Annotated in this window: 22 protein-coding genes and 1 pseudogene; 15 read left to right on the plus strand and 8 right to left on the minus strand. The window is 30.6% G+C overall.

The features are described from left to right. Positions 1-99: 99 nt before the first annotated feature. From R3342_RS07145 to R3342_RS07160, 4 genes and pseudogenes are all read right to left on the minus strand, one after another. Positions 100-363, minus strand: coding sequence for a hypothetical protein (locus R3342_RS07145; protein WP_318939336.1), 264 nt, complete (start codon positions 361-363; stop codon positions 100-102). Between the two features lie 444 nt (positions 364-807). Continuing rightward, positions 808-936: a hypothetical protein gene (locus R3342_RS07150; RefSeq protein WP_318939337.1), complete on the minus strand. Its 129-nt coding sequence runs from the start codon at positions 934-936 to the stop codon at positions 808-810. Positions 937-1,027: 91 nt separating this feature from the next. Further along, the gene (locus R3342_RS07155; RefSeq protein ID WP_318939338.1) at positions 1,028-1,450 is read right to left on the minus strand and encodes a DUF5675 family protein; all 423 of its coding nucleotides are present in this window, start codon (positions 1,448-1,450) and stop codon (positions 1,028-1,030) included. A 2-nt stretch (positions 1,451-1,452) separates the two neighbouring features. Beyond that, a pseudogene (locus R3342_RS07160) lies at positions 1,453-2,201 on the minus strand (hypothetical protein). A gap of 224 nt (positions 2,202-2,425) precedes the next feature. Here R3342_RS07160 and R3342_RS07165 point away from each other — a divergent pair. Continuing rightward, on the plus strand, positions 2,426-2,623 hold the full coding sequence (locus R3342_RS07165; protein ID WP_010136747.1) for a hypothetical protein: 198 nt from the start codon (positions 2,426-2,428) through the stop codon (positions 2,621-2,623). Between the two features lie 335 nt (positions 2,624-2,958). On the opposite strand, the gene R3342_RS07170 is transcribed toward R3342_RS07165, so the two are convergent. Further along, complete coding sequence (locus R3342_RS07170) at positions 2,959-3,870, minus strand: AraC family transcriptional regulator (protein ID WP_318939339.1); 912 nt, start codon at positions 3,868-3,870, stop codon at positions 2,959-2,961. A gap of 39 nt (positions 3,871-3,909) precedes the next feature. Next, positions 3,910-4,287 (minus strand): hypothetical protein, encoded by a 378-nt coding sequence (locus R3342_RS07175; RefSeq protein WP_318939340.1) that lies wholly within the window; start codon positions 4,285-4,287, stop codon positions 3,910-3,912. A 364-nt stretch (positions 4,288-4,651) separates the two neighbouring features. Here R3342_RS07175 and R3342_RS07180 point away from each other — a divergent pair, with 364 nt between their 5' ends. From R3342_RS07180 to R3342_RS07210, 7 genes are all read left to right on the plus strand, one after another. Next, complete coding sequence (locus R3342_RS07180) at positions 4,652-5,491, plus strand: RteC domain-containing protein (protein ID WP_318939341.1); 840 nt, start codon at positions 4,652-4,654, stop codon at positions 5,489-5,491. A gap of 275 nt (positions 5,492-5,766) precedes the next feature. Further along, positions 5,767-6,045 (plus strand): helix-turn-helix domain-containing protein, encoded by a 279-nt coding sequence (locus R3342_RS07185; RefSeq protein WP_318939342.1) that lies wholly within the window; start codon positions 5,767-5,769, stop codon positions 6,043-6,045. An 11-nt stretch (positions 6,046-6,056) separates the two neighbouring features. After that, a complete protein-coding gene (locus R3342_RS07190) occupies positions 6,057-6,740 on the plus strand; it encodes a hypothetical protein (protein WP_318939343.1) in 684 nt (227 codons plus the stop codon). Continuing rightward, positions 6,737-7,399 (plus strand): ATPase, encoded by a 663-nt coding sequence (locus R3342_RS07195; protein WP_318939344.1) that lies wholly within the window; start codon positions 6,737-6,739, stop codon positions 7,397-7,399. The genes R3342_RS07190 and R3342_RS07195 overlap by 4 nt, the downstream gene beginning before the upstream one ends. A 113-nt stretch (positions 7,400-7,512) precedes the next feature. Next, positions 7,513-7,848, plus strand: coding sequence for a helix-turn-helix transcriptional regulator (locus R3342_RS07200; RefSeq protein WP_318939345.1), 336 nt, complete (start codon positions 7,513-7,515; stop codon positions 7,846-7,848). Continuing rightward, the gene (locus R3342_RS07205; protein WP_318939346.1) at positions 7,820-8,134 is read left to right on the plus strand and encodes a HipA N-terminal domain-containing protein; all 315 of its coding nucleotides are present in this window, start codon (positions 7,820-7,822) and stop codon (positions 8,132-8,134) included. The genes R3342_RS07200 and R3342_RS07205 overlap by 29 nt, the downstream gene beginning before the upstream one ends. Beyond that, positions 8,131-9,084 (plus strand): HipA domain-containing protein, encoded by a 954-nt coding sequence (locus R3342_RS07210; RefSeq protein WP_318939347.1) that lies wholly within the window; start codon positions 8,131-8,133, stop codon positions 9,082-9,084. Before R3342_RS07205 ends, R3342_RS07210 begins: the two co-directional genes overlap by 4 nt. A 122-nt stretch (positions 9,085-9,206) precedes the next feature. On the opposite strand, the gene R3342_RS07215 is transcribed toward R3342_RS07210, so the two are convergent. Then, positions 9,207-9,878 (minus strand): N-acetylmuramoyl-L-alanine amidase, encoded by a 672-nt coding sequence (locus tag R3342_RS07215; protein WP_318939348.1) that lies wholly within the window; start codon positions 9,876-9,878, stop codon positions 9,207-9,209. A gap of 166 nt (positions 9,879-10,044) precedes the next feature. Here R3342_RS07215 and R3342_RS07220 point away from each other — a divergent pair, with 166 nt between their 5' ends. The 7 genes from R3342_RS07220 to R3342_RS07250 all read left to right on the plus strand — a co-directional run bounded on the left by R3342_RS07220 (position 10,045) and on the right by R3342_RS07250 (position 16,850). Continuing rightward, entirely contained in the window at positions 10,045-10,332 is a 288-nt protein-coding gene (locus R3342_RS07220; RefSeq protein ID WP_318939349.1) for a hypothetical protein, read from the plus strand. A gap of 311 nt (positions 10,333-10,643) precedes the next feature. Then, positions 10,644-13,055 carry a TraG family conjugative transposon ATPase gene (locus R3342_RS07225; protein WP_318939350.1) on the plus strand — a complete coding sequence of 804 codons (2,412 nt, stop codon included), beginning with the start codon at positions 10,644-10,646 and terminating at the stop codon, positions 13,053-13,055. Between the two features lie 55 nt (positions 13,056-13,110). Then, positions 13,111-13,644 (plus strand): conjugal transfer protein, encoded by a 534-nt coding sequence (locus R3342_RS07230; protein ID WP_318939358.1) that lies wholly within the window; start codon positions 13,111-13,113, stop codon positions 13,642-13,644. 12 nt (positions 13,645-13,656) lie between these two features. Continuing rightward, positions 13,657-14,490 (plus strand): hypothetical protein, encoded by an 834-nt coding sequence (locus tag R3342_RS07235; RefSeq protein WP_318939359.1) that lies wholly within the window; start codon positions 13,657-13,659, stop codon positions 14,488-14,490. Between the two features lie 26 nt (positions 14,491-14,516). Then, on the plus strand, positions 14,517-15,143 hold the full coding sequence (locus R3342_RS07240) for a conjugal transfer protein TraK (protein ID WP_318939351.1): 627 nt from the start codon (positions 14,517-14,519) through the stop codon (positions 15,141-15,143). Then, complete coding sequence (gene traM / locus R3342_RS07245; RefSeq protein WP_318939352.1) at positions 15,124-16,053, plus strand: conjugative transposon protein TraM; 930 nt, start codon at positions 15,124-15,126, stop codon at positions 16,051-16,053. The genes R3342_RS07240 and traM overlap by 20 nt, the downstream gene beginning before the upstream one ends. Continuing rightward, positions 16,050-16,850: a DUF4138 domain-containing protein gene (locus tag R3342_RS07250; RefSeq protein ID WP_318939353.1), complete on the plus strand. Its 801-nt coding sequence runs from the start codon at positions 16,050-16,052 to the stop codon at positions 16,848-16,850. Before traM ends, R3342_RS07250 begins: the two co-directional genes overlap by 4 nt. Before the next feature lie 280 nt (positions 16,851-17,130). On the opposite strand, the gene R3342_RS07255 is transcribed toward R3342_RS07250, so the two are convergent. Next, positions 17,131-17,289, minus strand: coding sequence for a hypothetical protein (locus R3342_RS07255; protein WP_318939354.1), 159 nt, complete (start codon positions 17,287-17,289; stop codon positions 17,131-17,133). Positions 17,290-17,388: the final 99 nt, after the last annotated feature.

The raw sequence follows: 17,388 nt of genomic DNA on the forward strand, positions 1-17,388 counted from the left end.
ACCAGCCGCCAATTCAGAACTCGATTGAAAGTGTAGAACGCACAACCTTTCCACTTTTCCCGTCACCTATTTCAACGGTGTAGGATGTTTTTAGAATTTCTATTTAAAAGGATTGTAGTTTTCTATCGCTAAACCAATTGCTCTTGAAGTGTCCGTTTCTTTATTGTTTTTTTTATCAATCCATCTACCTTCCTCTTTATATACAGTAATTGGATCTATTTGGTTTTCATGGAACCAAGCAACATATAATGGAGTGTGTTGAGTATTATAAATCAATACAGTAAAGATAATTGGTTTTGTTGGCGGTGTATCAATTAAAAATACAACTGCAGGAAATAGATTGTCAGGTAGTTTAATGCTCATATTTAATAGGTTTATATCAAATATAAAAACTATTCATCAAATTCTCTTTGTACGTTCCTCTTTTCCCCGCCACCCATTTCAACGGTGTAGGTTACAGCAATTATTAATGTTTTGCCTTGTGTCTGCGGTAGGATGCATTACATTCGCTCAATCCCTTATCAGGGTATCGCTCTTTTCATTCACCCACCTCAACACCCCGCATAAAAAAAAGAGCATTTTTTAGAAAATGCCCTTTATTTATCTTTCCAACCGCTCAACATCAATAATCACTTTCACCTACGACACTTTGCCCCGAGAAAAGTGATGATTTTTTTAAGTAGTAGAGAAACAAAGAAACTCACGATTGCACCAACAACAGCCAAAACAACGGTGGTAATCAAATCTTCAACACCAATATTCACTATTGATGAAAAGAAAGTACCACCAATAATGGCAAATTTGGTGTTATAGTCCATCGTCATTCTCATCTGTTTCGGTTTTTTTATCATCAGTAACAACCGCTTGACTAACTGCGGTGGCCACAGTTCCAGCAACGGTCATATAAGTAGCAATAGTTACCATTATGGCAGACATACTAATCGGTGCAGCTATGATAGCACCACCTGCGGTAGCCAATGCAATACCAATATTGCGTAAAGTCTTGAAAAATTTGGGAGTTGGTTTTTTATAACGTTCTACAATGTTCATAATTCTGTGATTTAATAATTAATAAAATGGTTTCTTTTCGGTCTTTAGCTTGATATACCAAAGACAACAGTTTTTGAATAGCATCCCTTGAATAAACACCTTTACCAATACCACTTAAATACGTTACTGGAGCAATACACCCTTGAAGCCCTTTTAAGGCATTATTCGCAGGATGAAACAAAATGTAACTTCTGTCTTTTACATTCTTTAAGATTAAATGATGTTTAAACCGTTTGGAAAAACGCGGCTCAAGGTTGTAAGTGCCTTCAGGAATACAGAAAATGTTTCGCTTGTTGTCGTTCCAGGGCAATTCAATGGTATGACAAAGAAACTTATCAGAATTAAAGAGAGCACCATTGGTGCCCTCTTCAAAATAGGCTCTATACAGCACTAATTCCATACTTACGGAGTATCTACAATAACAATTGCCAAAGCATTGTAAGCACCGTTCTTAAGCTCATACATCTGTCCATTTACCTCTTGGTAAAACTCAACACCAAGCACTTGAACAACAGGTAAAGTTGAGTTTGCCGTCAAAGAAGCTGTTAAGGCAATAGCAGCTGTATCGGCAGCAGTGTAAGGAAGAATGGCAGTCTCATCATTTTCAAAAGTTGAGGTTTTATTCTCAAAATCCAATTCAGAAGCACCCATTACTACCTTAAAATGGGTTGTTCCCGTTGGAGCTGCAATCCTTACCGTTGGAGAAAATGCATCAAGGTTAACCGTTGCATCACCAGAAACACGGTCAAAAGCATTTGTAAACGGAGCAAAAAGCGTTGTGCCCAACTTTCCATTCAAGTTGAATTCGAAGCTATTTAATAAGCTTAAATCACCATTCTGTAAGGTTCTCAAACCTCTTTCATTGGTGGTATCGGTTTTGGTAATTGCTACAAGCGTTTTAGTCAAACGAGAAACCACACGTTTGTCCTTTGCATTCTGCAAAAGAATACGGATAGCGTTTCGTAAAAGTTTACCACCCTTACCAGCGCCCAAATTCAGACCCATTTTCACGCGTTCTCTGAAACGCAGGATCATTTGCAATACGATTCAACACCGCCTTTTTCACGAGCTAGATGTCCGTCAGTCGTTTTGTAAAAGGAAATACCACCGATAGTTCCTTTCAGTTTAATAATTCCAGTTTGTTTTGCCATAATAATTCGTTTTTTGATTAATGAAACCAAATCACGTAATTTTATAGCACGTTGTTAAAAATCAAATGCCGTTTTCGGCCATTCATTCCGATACAACCAAAAACGTCATTAAAATATTGAAAACCCTATCGGGATTTTCAACATTTTAACAACGCATCACAATCACCATAATCATAAAATAATGAAGTATGGATGGTGTAAGGATAAAGCATAGATAAAGTATTATGACCCCAAAAAGAGCTTGTATATACCCAAAAGATATTCAGCGTATCACAGGACGCAGTGAACGCTATGGTCGAAAGCTTTTAAATGATATTAGAAACTACTTTGGTAAGGAATCTTACCAATTTATCACAATCAAAGAATTCGTTGAATACAGCGGAATAGAAGAAGAAATTGTCAACAAATATTTAATAGATTAATCATAATATTTGATGCAAATTGACTGGTTTTAATGGAGTTAAAATTGTAAATTTGTAGTAAGACGTTCAGATAAATAATACTATTTCAAACTAACAGATAGGTCTACAATTCGGTTAACACTGTTTTAGTCTACTTCTGAAAGTATTGATTTTACTGCATAGTGGCGGTTTAGTTATCATCCTGCCACGAAGTGTTGTCTAATCAGTAGTTTAATTTATTTAAAAAGTATTATTTGAGTAATCCAACCAAATAATGATGATTATAATTGTTACTCGTTATTTTTTATGAAATATTAATTCGGATAGTTGTAATATAGTTGATTAGATATAAGATTCTATGTTCTCCTCTTAATGTCGTTTGGAGAATATCCAAATTGTTTTTTAAAAGCTTTTGAGAAATTTGGATAGGTATTAAAACCACTCATTAAAGAAATTTCTTTTAATTGTATGGTTGTTTGTTGAATTAAAAGGTGAGCTTTTTTTAACCGTTTGGTATTGTAAAATTTGTAAATACTCGTTTTAAATAAATACTTAAAACCATACTTTAATTTGTATTCGTTTGTCCCAAAAATTCTAGAAAGTTCTTTTAAGTTTGGCAGAGGCTTGTCAAGATTGTTTAATATATAATCATAAACTTCTTGGATTAATTGGATATCAGATAAACGGTAAAGTCCTTTAGGTTTTACTTCGTTAGTAGAAGAAACTAGTGTAGTAGGTAAGTCCGTTTCTTCTATGATATTAGTAATTGAACTAACTAAAATATCATTACTTTGCAAAAGTCTTGAAACGCTACAGAAGGAAGGAATAAGCAATTTCTTTTTTGTTATAAAAGTTAATTGAAATGTAGAATGATGAATTAAACTTTGTGACAAGTCCCCCTTTATGTTATTCCATAAGGAGAGTGATTTTTCCGAAAGTACCCTTGAAAAATTTTGATGATATAAGTCTTCAGGTGTGAATCCTAATATAAAAGGAACGTCTGAATTAAAACTTTTGATAACAAAATTTGCATCCAAAATAAAAGTGGTTTGAACAAGGTATCTATTGGTATGATGAGGATTTACATAGCCTTTATGAGAAATTAAACCATTTATTTCTTCTGCTAACATATTCATTAATACAATTAAGATTTCAAGGTTGTCATCCTCATCTGATCGTTGAATTCGATACATAAAATTCCCGTTTCCCATTTGTAATAACATATGGTAAATATTTTGAAAACGTTCTTTATTTAAATCTGAATCCATAAAAGGTAAAATATTAAAAATTCAAAGATATTAAGTAAACTAAATGTAATTTGAAAGGAATTGTAATGCCTTAGATTTATCTTCAAATAGTTTAGTAGGTACAGTTGGTTTGCTTATTTCAAGGTAGAAAGAAGAAATTGCCTTTGATACCTTTTGATGAACTAAAATGCCAACAGCTTTAGTTAATATAGAACCTGATTTAGCCAAATAATCTCTAGAGGCTTTGTTAAAGTATACAACACCTCGGATATCACAAAAAATAGGATATGTAACTTCGTTCTGGAATGTGATTCTGTCCTTAACTATTTGTTGTGCAGCTTTTAGATCAATAACTAAATCAGGCTTATATTCAAAGAAAAGTATTTGATTATTAACCCAGAATTTAGCATACTCATTTTCAAACAGCTCATAATTCATTTCACACAATTTTAAGTAAAGTAAGTTAAAATAAATTAATTAATCAATTTAAAAGGTTTAAAATTGATTATTTGATAACAAATTGATATAAAATTTGTCAAATCAGTATTTTAAGTTGTCATAAAAGGATTTTTATTTTAATTGTTACGATCTTATTATTTTTTTTATTGAATTTTAGATATTGTACTTCTAAAACGATTAGAAATATTAAATAAAATTAATTACTTAATTATTCATAAAACATAGCCAAAATAAAAACTAAATTTTTAAGATTAACTTAAATTCACTAATTAAAAATGTACCCTGTAATTTTTAACCCCACTTAATAAAAAATTGTTATTGAATAGATTAAAAACATGATGAAATGATTTATAATGACATTATTTCCGATTTAGACAAAAAACTAGAAGCTTTAGAAATAGAAAATAATGATTCACTGTATAAATCTGAGATAGGAATAACTTACACAGAAACCAGTATTAAAAAATTGCAAAAATTGGTCATTGACAAAGGGTTTAAAACGTTAAAAGCTGAAATACATTTTTTTAAACATGTCAAACCATTGGTTTTTAGTAAACTTATTTATTATGTTAAACTTATTAATATTGAGAGTAAGAGGCCTAGGAGTCGTTCCAAATCTCAAATAAGATATCTTAACAATCATATTGATAAACTGCAAATATATTTTAATGATAATTTGGAGTTTTATCATTATTATCGAAGAGGAGCTACTTTTTTGGATGAACAATATTTTGTTAGAGGGAAAGCAGATTTAAGATTACATCCAGATTCATTTCATTTTTTTACAGATGAACAATTTTCCACTAGTCAAGATAATACAGTAGCCACTATAATGGCATATGATATGCTAATCGTTTATCTGCAGCAAGAGATAGCAAAATTAGAAAATAATACCGAAAACATGATGCCAAAATCAATGTACAAACAATCAAAATTATTCTGGACAGGAAGTAAAACAGATCTTATTGAACTTATCTATGCACTTCATAGTAGTGGAGTAGTTAATAGTGGAACAGTTGATATAAAAGAATTAGCCTCTATATGTGAGCAAGTATTTAATATTGAATTAGGAAATTATTACCATACTTTCATTGAGATACGATCCCGTAAATGTAACAATACTAAATTCTTGGATAAACTGAAAGAATCCTTGATAAAACGTATTGAGCTATTAAATGAATAAACCCTATAGTTGAACCAAACTTGGGAGAATTTAAAATTTAGTAGCTATCATAATTTTTGTGGTTAAATAGGGTGTTAATATACTAATCAAAATAATAAATATAATCAAAATTAATCATTGAATATCAATGAGAAAAAACTCCCACCTTGGGAATAAGTATAGAAGAAATTCCAATAAACTGTGGCAACTTTGAAAAACGAAAGTCAAATCACTTCAAAGTCGTCATTTAAAAATTGTTAATTCGTGGCGACTTTGTTTTCAAAAACAATTTACAAATGGGAGCAACAATTATTACTACTGAAGATCTTAGAGAATTTAAAATGGAATTGCTAGATAATATTAAGCAATTGATGAATAGCCAATCTGGTCATATCACTAAAAAGTGGTTGAAATCCCCTGAAGTTAGAGAACTACTTGGGATTTCTCCTGGAACATTACAAAATTTACGTATTAACGGTACATTACCTTATACCAAAATAGGAGGTGTATTGTATTATGAATATCAAGAAATATTGGAGGTATTAGAGAAAAATAGAGTTCATAACAAATTCTAAATAATGTTTTGGTGCAAATTAACTACATCAAACACTTGAATGCTGTATTTATTCAATTTTCAAGGGATAACCGCTTAAACCCAACACATATTAGTTTGTATGTTGCATTGTTCCAATTGTGGAATATCTATCATTTTCCAGATGAATTTTATATCAACAGAGAGGAAGTAATGCGTTTTTCAAAAATTGGATCGAAGACGACCTATCATCGATGTATTAAGGATTTAAGTCATTGGAAATATTTATTATATAAGCCTTCTCATAATCCTTTTCAAGGAAGCAGAATTAAGATGTTTAATTTTGAAACAAGTGAAGAACAAGTAGAAGACTTAATCTGTGCCAAAACTGATACAAGTTGTGGACAAGCGCTGGCATCTAATACAAACGAGAATAAACAATTAGAAAACAATAAAAACAAGAATAAACTGGGATTACCCCAAAATGTAAATGAAGTTATTGATTTTTTTGAAAAAGAAAATTGGTCTGAATTGGAAGCAAATAAATTTTTCAACCATTACCAAGGCATTGGTTGGAAGATGGGTGGAAAAATAAAGATTGTCGATTGGCGTGCTATAGCACATAATTGGATGTTGAAAGCTGAAGAGTTCCAAAATGTAAAAACAGAAGTCACACTTAGCCAAAATAAGGATAACCTAAAGACAAGTTCACATAAAAATTACAGCGAACCTTTATGAGTCAGTCAAAACCACATATAATTATTGAGGGTAGTGTACAGTATACTTTGGGAAAGCTAATGGATAATCATATTCTATATGATTTTGATAAATTGCTCATTTATCTTAATGATAAAGGGAAATTGCTTTTTGGTAAGAAATTTAAAATTTTCGAAGAGGACCGAGAAGTTTTGTTCAAACTCTGCAATTATTTTATTAAAGACGAAGCTTATTGTAAAAAATTAGGAATAGACATCAATAAAGGAATTTTACTTTCAGGCCCAGTAGGCTGTGGAAAAACAAGTTTGATTAAACTGTTACAACATATTGTTCCACATCATAAACAATATAAAGTTGTTCCGACCCGAAATATTACATTTGCATTCAATCATACAGGGTATAAGACTATAGTCCATTTTGGGAATAACAATTACTATTGTTTTGATGATTTAGGGGTAGAGCCTATTGGAAGGCATTTTGGAAAAGATTGTAATGTAATGGGTGAAATCTTACTCTCAAGATACGATTTATTTTTAAGTCACAAAATTAAGACACACGCTACCACTAATCTAAATGCTCAAGAATTAGAAGAACTTTATGGCAATCGAGTACGTTCAAGAATGCGACAGTTGTTTAATTTGATAGCTTTTGATAAAGAAAGTGTGGATAAGAGGAATTAATAATAATACATTTTTAGGCGTTAATTGAAGCTTAAATCTTTTATAAAATTAGCTAAAACTAGACCCAATAATTCTTTGTGTAAAAATGTAATAGCTTTATTTAGTATACCTTTTTGGGTATAAAAATATGTTTTTTCTATAAATTATACCCAATTAGGTATAATATTGAAATAAATTTATTATATTGCACCCGTAAAGGTATAATTATGCAAGATTGGAACAGAAATAATGCCATAGCAAACTTTGTACGTAACAGACGTAAAAAGTCAAACCTCACCCAAATAGAGTTAGCAGATATAACAGGTGTTGGAGTGCGATTTGTGCGTGATTTAGAACAAGGAAAACCCAATTTAATGACAGACAAGATTAACCAGATACTGTTATTTTTTGGTCATACATTAACACCAACATCTATAAGTGATGAGACAAGGAGAAATTTGGGTGAATAATAGGCTTGCAGGAATTTTAACTGAAGACGACTATGGGTATCATTTTAGTTATCAAGAAAAGTATTTAAAGCAAGAAAATGCGCTTCCTGTTAGTTTAACATTACCATTACAAAGCAGATCATTCCATTCGGAAAATCTATTTCCTTTTTTTGATGGTTTAATACCAGAAGGATGGTTATTAGATATTGCTCATAAAAATTGGAAAATAAACCCTAGGGATCGTATGGGGTTGTTATTGACTACCTGTAAAGACTGTATTGGGAATATTAGTGTAATAAGTATATGAAATATTGTTTAGCATGTAATAAGAGGCTGGAAGATGATACAATGTATCATAAAAAATGTCTGAAAAAATTTTGGCAAGAGGATGTTCCTATTGTAGAGTTAGATTATGAGTTATCTCAAATTGAAGAGCTAGCAAAAGAAAACGTATTACAGCGCGTTATAGTTACAGGGGTGCAACCAAAATTATCACTAGGATTTACTAAAGAAAACACACAGAATAGGCTTACTATTGTTGGAGCATTAAATGGAAGATATATTCTTAAACCACCTTTAGAAATATATCCAAAAATGCCAGAAATTGAGGCCTTGTCCATGCTATTAGCGCAAGCCTGTAATATCTCTACTGTACCATTTATATTAATTCCTTTAAAGAGTGGAGAATTAGCATACTTAACAAGACGTATAGATCGTAATGTCAATGATGAAAAATATCCAATGGAGGATGCTTGCCAATTCACAAGTAGATTAACAGAGCATAAGTACCGAGGATCATACGAGCAAATTGCAAAAGGCATAATCACTTATGCTCAAAACCCATTATTGGAAGTCGTTAAATTTTACCAGCAAGTAATTGTTTCGTTTCTCATAGGAAATAACGATATGCACTTAAAGAACTTTTCTTTAATTTCATTCAATATGGGACAATACCAATTAGCTCCAGCATATGATATGGTAGCAGTAAAATTATTGATTCCAGAAGATCCAGAAGAATTAGCATTAAACCTCAATGGTAAGAAACGTAAATTAAATAGAGAAGACTTCAATAAAGCCATGTTAAAATCAAAAATACCAGAAAAAGCTATCGAAAATCTATGGAATAGGATTGATAAAGGAATACAAAATTGGCCAGAATTAATTAAGAATAGTTTTCTAAATGAAGAACAAAAGGAAACATTATTAGGGCTTATCAAAACAAGAGGAAATCAAGTAAATTTAAATTTCGATATTTAAAATATTGAGTCCAATAAATTGTTTAGTTACTTTTGGTTATTAATTTAGCCACAGTTTTATTTCTTTAAGAAAAGATATAGCAATTTTTTTAATATTTTTCCCAATCTCCACAAAAAATAGTTTCATAAAATAGTATTTAAGTAATTAATAATCCCTAATAAAATTGCTAGTGCAATTGCTCTTATATTTTTAGTCTTTAGAAAGTAATCTGCTTCATCTAAATTGGTGATGAACCCCATTTCAACTAGTATAGCAGGGCTAAGTGTGGTGTTTTTACGTATCACTTGAAAATCAGCAAATTTAATACCTCTTTTTTTTAAGCCTAATTTCTGAGTGATTTCATTCAAGACGGATAGACTAAGAGCTATTGACTCTTTAATATTATGTTTACTTGAATGATGCACATAAACTTCAATTCCTCTTGAGGAAGCTTTAGCCGCATTACAGTGCAATGATACAAATATGTCTGCCTTTAAGTTTTTAGCCAATCGACTTCTCTTGGATAAAGAGATTAAAGTATCCTTATACCTAGTTGAATATACTTCAAACTTGTTATTTAATAATGTATGATTTAGTATTATAATCTCTTTGGCAATTCTTAATGCTACATCCTTTTCTTGAATATTATTAGCGCCTATTGCACCAGTATCTTTTCCACCATGTCCAGGGTCTATAACAATGATATTTTTTGTTTGCAAATCTTGGCCAAAAATGAAGCATAATTTTAGTAGTGCTAACAGGAAAATGACATTTTTTAGTTTTCTAACCTTACGAAATTTTAGACTTATCAACATAGTATTTTATATTTTTCATACGATTTGTTGCTAGTTAATATCAAATAAAAACAATTTATTTTAAAATTTATTTTATCAACAAAAGGTTGATATACAGTGAATTATATCCAAATATACATTATTTTTCAAATATCAAAATTAACGTAAAACCTAAATCGTTTTGAGTATGAAAAAATCACATTATGCAACCATTCTATCGTTACTTATTTCAAGCACAACTTTTGCACAAATTGGAGGTATTGAAGATTCAGTAAATGATGTTTCGGATACTATCCGCGCTATTTTTCCAATTATACTTGGTGTCATTTTTTTAATAGGCTTCTTGTTTAATGCTGGACATTTCTTTGGAGAAAATGCAGATTTAAAAAAAGGAATCACTCGAGTGCTTGTATTTGTTCTTATTGCAGGAGCAGTTGTAGGCATCTTTACTTATCTAATAGGTATTGTAGTCTAATGAAACGGTTCGAAGTCTATAAAAACATACGTAAGCAAGCAGTGATTATTGGACTACCAATATCACTGTTTGCTTTGATGATGACTGGAGTTATAGGTTCGTTATTATTCCTCATTTTTTCGTTTAGTTTTTTGGTAATCACTTCAGTATTTCTTTTTAATGGAGTGTTATATATTACTCTGACTTACATTACCAAGAATCCCACTTTAATGCATATTAATAAGGTATTTCCTCAAACTATCAGTAACAAAAAAGAAAGTCGCTTGAATTATGAAGGACCATAATAGACATTTAACCAATAGTACCTTAAAATGAAAAAAATAAATTTATCAGCATACTATCCCATTTTGGACGTTCAAGGGCATATTATATTAGCGAGTAATGGTAATGTAGTGTTAGGCTATCAAGTGGACAATCCTGAAATCTATTCTTTAGCGGAAAACGATTTTGAAGCTATTCACGGGGCATGGTTCCAGGCGTTTAAATCATTACCTGTCTCTACGGTTATTCATAAACAGGACATTTATCAGAAGGCAGCATATTTAGCGGAAGAATTACCAAATAAAAGTTTCTTACAAAGTGTCACACATGATTATTTTAAGGGACGTGAATTCATTAGACATTCTTCTTATTTATTCTTTATACTTCCTAATAACAAAGCGTTGAACAATTCTAAGTATATTAATCCTTTCCGAAAGATAGAAAAGGGTATACATAAGCAAATGGATCATAATATCCAGGAATTTATCTCTTCAGTAAACGATGCAATTTCTTTTGTCAACAATAGTAGAAAGGTATCATTGAAGTCTTTGAGTGTCAAAGAAATACTTTCATTGACTAACACCTACTTTAATGGATTTAATGAGGATTTTGACACCGACATCCAATTAAAGAGATCAAATATTGAAATTGGGGACCATTATTTTGATGTGCTGGCAGTAAATAGTGAATTATGTTTTGGAGATGTAGTACAAAGTAGTAAAACAAATGATAAATTTACTTCGGATGATTTTGTATTCCACCAAGGTTTTATTGATGGTTTGGGGTTAAATCTCAATGAAAACCACATTGTTAACCAAATCATTTATTTGGATGACAAACACAAATGGCGAAAACTATTAGAGAAAAAAATAGAGGAGCTTAATAAAAGCTCCAATTTCGGAACCCAAAATAAAGTTGTATTAAGAAAAATAGAAGACATTGTTTCTAAAATAAATGAGGATGATAGTTCACGAATTATTCGGGGACACCTCAATATCATTTTCTGGGATAAAGAGGAGTCACAATTAGACAGAATTGCTTCAAAGATAAAAACGGAGTTCAAAGAACTGGATGTAGTACCATACTATCCTAAGGGAGAAGAACGAAAACATTACTTTCTTAACAGTTATTGCTGTTTTACTTCCAATTTTTCCAATGAAGATTTATATGTAACGGATTTAAAACACGCGCTTTGTCTGTATATCAACAATACCAATTATAAGTCTGATACTACAGGGGTAATCTTCAATGATAGGCAACATAACATTCCTGTTTTAAAGGATGTATGGGATGAAAAAAAGAAACGCATCAAGGCTAGAAACTTTGCGATTTTTGCACCTACGGGAGAAGGTAAATCTTTTTTGGCAAATAATATTCTACGCCAATATTTCGAAAATGGTGTTCGTCTTGTAATTATTGATTTGGGAGGGTCGTATGCTAAATTTGCAAAACTCTATCCAAATGACCATATCATCCTTCGTTATGAGCAGGGAAAAAATTTGGGGATCAACCCATTTTACATCTCTGATGTCAATGATTTGACTCCAGAGCGATTAGAAGATTTGGCAATCTTCCTTTTAGAATTGATGGCATCTAATAAGGCAACTACAAAAGCAGAAGAAGTTGCTATTAAAAAAGTACTTCGGCACTATTATCAACAAAATGTTGATTGTACATACTCCCTTGAAAATTTATACCAATTTATTGATGCCAAAAAGGACACCCTTTTAAAAGAGCTAGGTATTCAGGATCAGCATTTTTACGTTTATGATTTTCTACATATTCTCTCAGAATATGTGGAAGATGGGTTGTACAGTTTTTTGTTTAATGTGAGTGAGGATCAAACCTATAAAATTGAAGATAAAAGACTTATTGTATTTGAACTAGATGAAATCAAGGATAACAAGGAAATCCTTTCCGTTATGTTAAAGTTGATTAAGTCGGCTATCCAAAGAACGATTTGGAGAAACAAGTCTGAAAAAGGTATCATCTTATTTGATGAGTTTGCGAAGCAACTCAAATTCGGAAATGTCTTAGAAAGTGTAGAATTCTACTATCAAGCTATTCGAAAACAAAATGGAGCAATTGGAATTATTCTACAATCTATAAATCAATTACCTAATAACTCAGTATCTGCTAGTATTCTTGAAAACACACAGGTTATCTATAGTCTTAATAATGAAAAAGGATATGAAGAACTGCAAAAAAGATTATGTCTCTCCAGCCACGATTTGAATCAGTTAAAATCTATTAGAAATAATTTGACAGGTTTAAAAAAATACACAGAAATGTTTATTAAAATAGGGAAGGAGAGCAATATATTTCGTTTGGAAGTCCCAAAAGAAGTGTATGCTGCTTATTTAACAGATGGTAAAGAAAGTGAAGCTATAATGAAACTTTATGAAGAACATAATTCCATGGAAAAAGCTATTAAAACATATTTATTAACTCATAAAAATTAAAATTTTGGAAAGCTCAATTAAAAAATTACTATTCATCGCAACATTTACAATTCTAATGTTTACCCATGATGCTATTGGACAGGGTATGCCTGTTTATGATAACACCAATTTTGTTAGTTTAACTAAATCATTGGTAGAATCAACAAAACAAACTTCTCAATTATTGAAAACAGTACAATTCTTAAAAATACAGAAGGAGAATATTGATAAGGTGAATAATGTGATAAAGCAATTAAAAGCTGTTCGTGAATTGACACGAAATAATCAAAGATTGTTTGAAGTTGTTCAAGTTGATTTACGAGAAATTCTAAACTCTCCTTATATCAAAGCAGATGAAGTTAATCGAATATCAGAATCTTTTAATGAAATTATAGAAAATTCCTTAGACGGTTTGGATTATATTGAACAAATACTTTCAAATAATAACTTAAAAATGACAGATGCTGAACGTGCCAAAGTAATCAAAGAGAAGGAATTAAAATCTAAAGAAATGGTAGCTGAAATAGAGGCGAAAACAAGACGCTATAGAGAAATCATAGCTTTTCGAGAAATGCAAACAATTATCAATGAGAGGAAAGCAAATTACTAATTAATGCCAAGGATGTCTTTAAGTGTAGGGTTAGAATATATTGATACGGTTTTTACCACTATCAAGAATAGTGATTTTTCACAGTACACTATTACTGGAATGAAGACGTTGGCTATTTTATTTTTCTTAATTAATATATTGAAAAAATATAATGAAGGTATTGCTAATAACGAAGGTTATACTTGGGGATTGACACCCTCAGAATTAGCGAAAAATTTTGCTGTAGTTGTTTTAGTTATTTTTTCTACACAGGTATTGAGTGTTTTTGACTCCATTTTAGTTGCTATTGAATCTCAATACCGAGATACAGCTCCAGCACTCCTTCCATTACAATTACAAGATATTAATTTGGAGCAAGATGTAGGAGCCTTGGAAGCTGCTAAAAAAGCTTTTGCATTATTATATGACGCACTCGTAACACCATTATATGGCTTAAAAGTATTGTCATTTATTATTGCCATGTTTTTATGGATTTTAGATCTATTTATCTATCCGCTCTTTTTAGCAGAGCGCTTCTTTCTATTAGGGATTATGCAAGCTTTTTTTCCATTAGTAATTAGCCTAGCAGTATTTGAAAAGTTTAGATCTCTAGCATATAATTTCTTTAAGTTATACGTAGGTGTATATATGTTAGTGCCAGCCTTTTTTTTAGTTAATGTTTTTGTAAATAACCTTTATATAGAAATCAATACTAATTTTTGGGGGGATCTTTTTGGTACAGATTGGGGAAATGATTTTTTTGCTCCATTGTTAGAATTAGGCTCTATAGGATTTATTGTATTACTGAAATTTAAATTATATCGTAGAGCGACCTCATTTATCTTTAAGCTATTCACTGGTGGGTAATCCAATTTTAAAATTAAAATCTAATTATGAATACACCTTATAAAAATATTTACCAAGTATTGAAGCTAAATCGTTTCATTGTTCTTATAGTAGTTATTGGAGCTGTACTTACTTGTATTGTTTCAGTGATATTAGTAATGCAGTTGCATAAAGAAGTAGTCAATAATGCTTTCGTAGTTAATAAGGATGGGAGAGTTATTCCCTTAAAATTAGTATCTCAGAATGAAAATTTAGAGGTAGAAGCTCTATCACATCTAGAACTTTTTCACACCTATTTCTACAATATTGATGCAAGTAATTATGAAAAAAACTTAGAAAAGGCATTGTGGTTAGGGAACAGTTCTATAGATGCACTTTATAGACAAAAAAAAGCAGACGGAGTTTATAATCGTTTATTACAATATTCTTTAGTGCAAAAAGTGTTGAGTATTAATTCTAAAGTAGATATCCAACATAAACCTTACAGGTTTGAAACCACAACAATTTTTGAGATTAATAGAGGATCTGTTGTAGATACTTATGAACTAATTACAACTGGAAAACTTATTCACGTTGATAGAAATTTTCCGAAAAATACACACGGATTACTCATTACTAACTTTTTTGAGAAAACATTAAAAAAACTTGAAAATTATGAAAATAGTGAAGAATAAAATTGTATTTGCAGTTATCCTTTTATGTGTAGTACTTTTTATTGGGTCATATTCGGCAATATTGTTAGGTAAAGATGAAGATTCAATTATTGAAAACAATCAAATTCCAATTCCAAGATTGAAAGATGAACAAAAAGAATATGAATCTAAATTAGATGCACTCAATAGCTTAAAAGAAGTAAGACAAACCAATGCACCAAGTGTGTATGATGAACATTTACTTGACTCTACGGGAGTTTATGACATTGGTTTATTGGAGAAAAAAAAGATGCGAATTGTAGATAGTATATATAATGAAGGTCGTATTAGTTATACGGATAGAACTTTAAAAAAGCCAAAAGTAAAAATTCTATCTGAGGTAGTTCAAAAAGATACGATATCTAAAATTGGTGAAAAGGGAATTAGTATAGCTCTCAAAGAATTATCTCTTGAACATCAACTTTTTTTTGCTTCTAAGCCAATAGTGAATGAAGAATTAAACACTCGGAGTAATGATGTTACAATTTTTGTTCGAGTAGATGGGACACAAACAGTAAAGAAAAATTTTCGTTTGCAAATGCGGTTAGAGAAAGATGCAACGATTAATAATATACTTTTTACAAAAAATACTTTGATTTATGGTTTTGTCAGTTTTAAACCAAACCGAACCGTCATAAAAATTGAAAATATAAATCAGCAACCTGTAAAATTAAAAGCTTATGATTTGCAGGATGGCTGTGAAGGAGTTTATATAAAAAATAGTTTTAGAGCTGATGTAAAACGAGAAGTCATGGGTGATATTGTAGATGATATTAATGTTGCAGGTGTGCCACAAATAGCGGGTATCAAGAAAATATTTCAACATAACAATAAAAATATAAAAGTTACAATAGCGAATAATTATAAATTAATATTAAAACAATACCCATGAGAACTTATATAATTATCATTATGTTTATTTATTCAAATTCAATGATTGCCCAAATGCATATAGATACTATTTACGCTAATGAGAAAAAAAATGTAGCTCTATTTTTTCCAAATCCAATTCGTCAGGCAATAACAGGAACTAGCCATTTTGTGTTCAATTATAATAGAGAAAAAGAACAATATTTTGGCTTGCTTCAGGCGACTCCAGGTTTTGAAAGTAATTTATTGACGATTACCAAAGATGGAAAGGTATATTCCTATATTTTAAAATATTCTAATATACTACCTAAGTTGAATTACTTTATTCTTGAATCGAAAAGCATTGGGAATGAAAAGCCTTCAAAAATTAATTTGAAACCAATTGATAAACCAACTAATGATTATACAAACAGACTTACGTATTTTCATAAGTTTAGTGAGTTTTTATTGAATTTAAAACCTAAAAAATTAGCGACTAAACGCAAAAGCGGAATGCTATTACGATTACAAAAAGTAGTGTATAATGTTTCTGAAGTATATTTAGTTTTAGAAGTTGAAAACAGATCTTTAATTGATTTTGAAATTGACTACCTAAACATTTTTAAAATAAATGGGAACAAGAAACGTAAGGCTTCCTATCAGCGATTAGAACAAAAAGTAATTTTTAAATATAAGGAGCCAAGTGTTATTAAATATAATCAATCTTTAAGCTTTGTCTATATAATATCTAAATTTGTTTTGGGAGAAAATGAAGAAATATCACTTGAATTGAAAGAGTTAAATGGAGATAGAAATATAATTTTGAATACAAAACTTTGAACTAAAAAATGCTTTTGGTATTACCAAAAGCATTTTTAGAATTTAATTTTTTTGTTTTCTATGAGCCTTTCCAGCCACTACAACATCAATAATCACCTTCGTCAGTTTCGGTAATAGTTCCTGCCAAATAATCTTTATAATATACATTACCTTGGTTCATCATTCAATGCTTTACTGTTCACAGGTGCTAATTCATGTCCAAACATAGGGATATTGGGAATAATGCTAAAGACTATACCGCCTATTAAGCTGATTTTTTCATTCAAATGGATTTACATACTTATTCCTTCACATTAGTTTCCTCTTCAGTAGTATCATCAACAACTGATTTACTTACGGCGGTGGCTATAGTTCCAGCAACGGTCATATAAGTAGGAATAGTTACCACTTTGGCAGGCATACTAAATTCCTTATCTTTGTACTTAAGATTGAAAGTCAAATTGTGTGTTCACAATTCGGTCAACATAGTTTGTAAAAACACGTGAAAGCATTTAAATAAAGGAGATTTGAATGATAGTTCGAATCCTGTCGCGATCAC

Source organism: Lutibacter sp. (genome assembly GCF_033723435.1).
Taxonomy (GTDB): Bacteria; Bacteroidota; Bacteroidia; order Flavobacteriales; family Flavobacteriaceae; genus Lutibacter.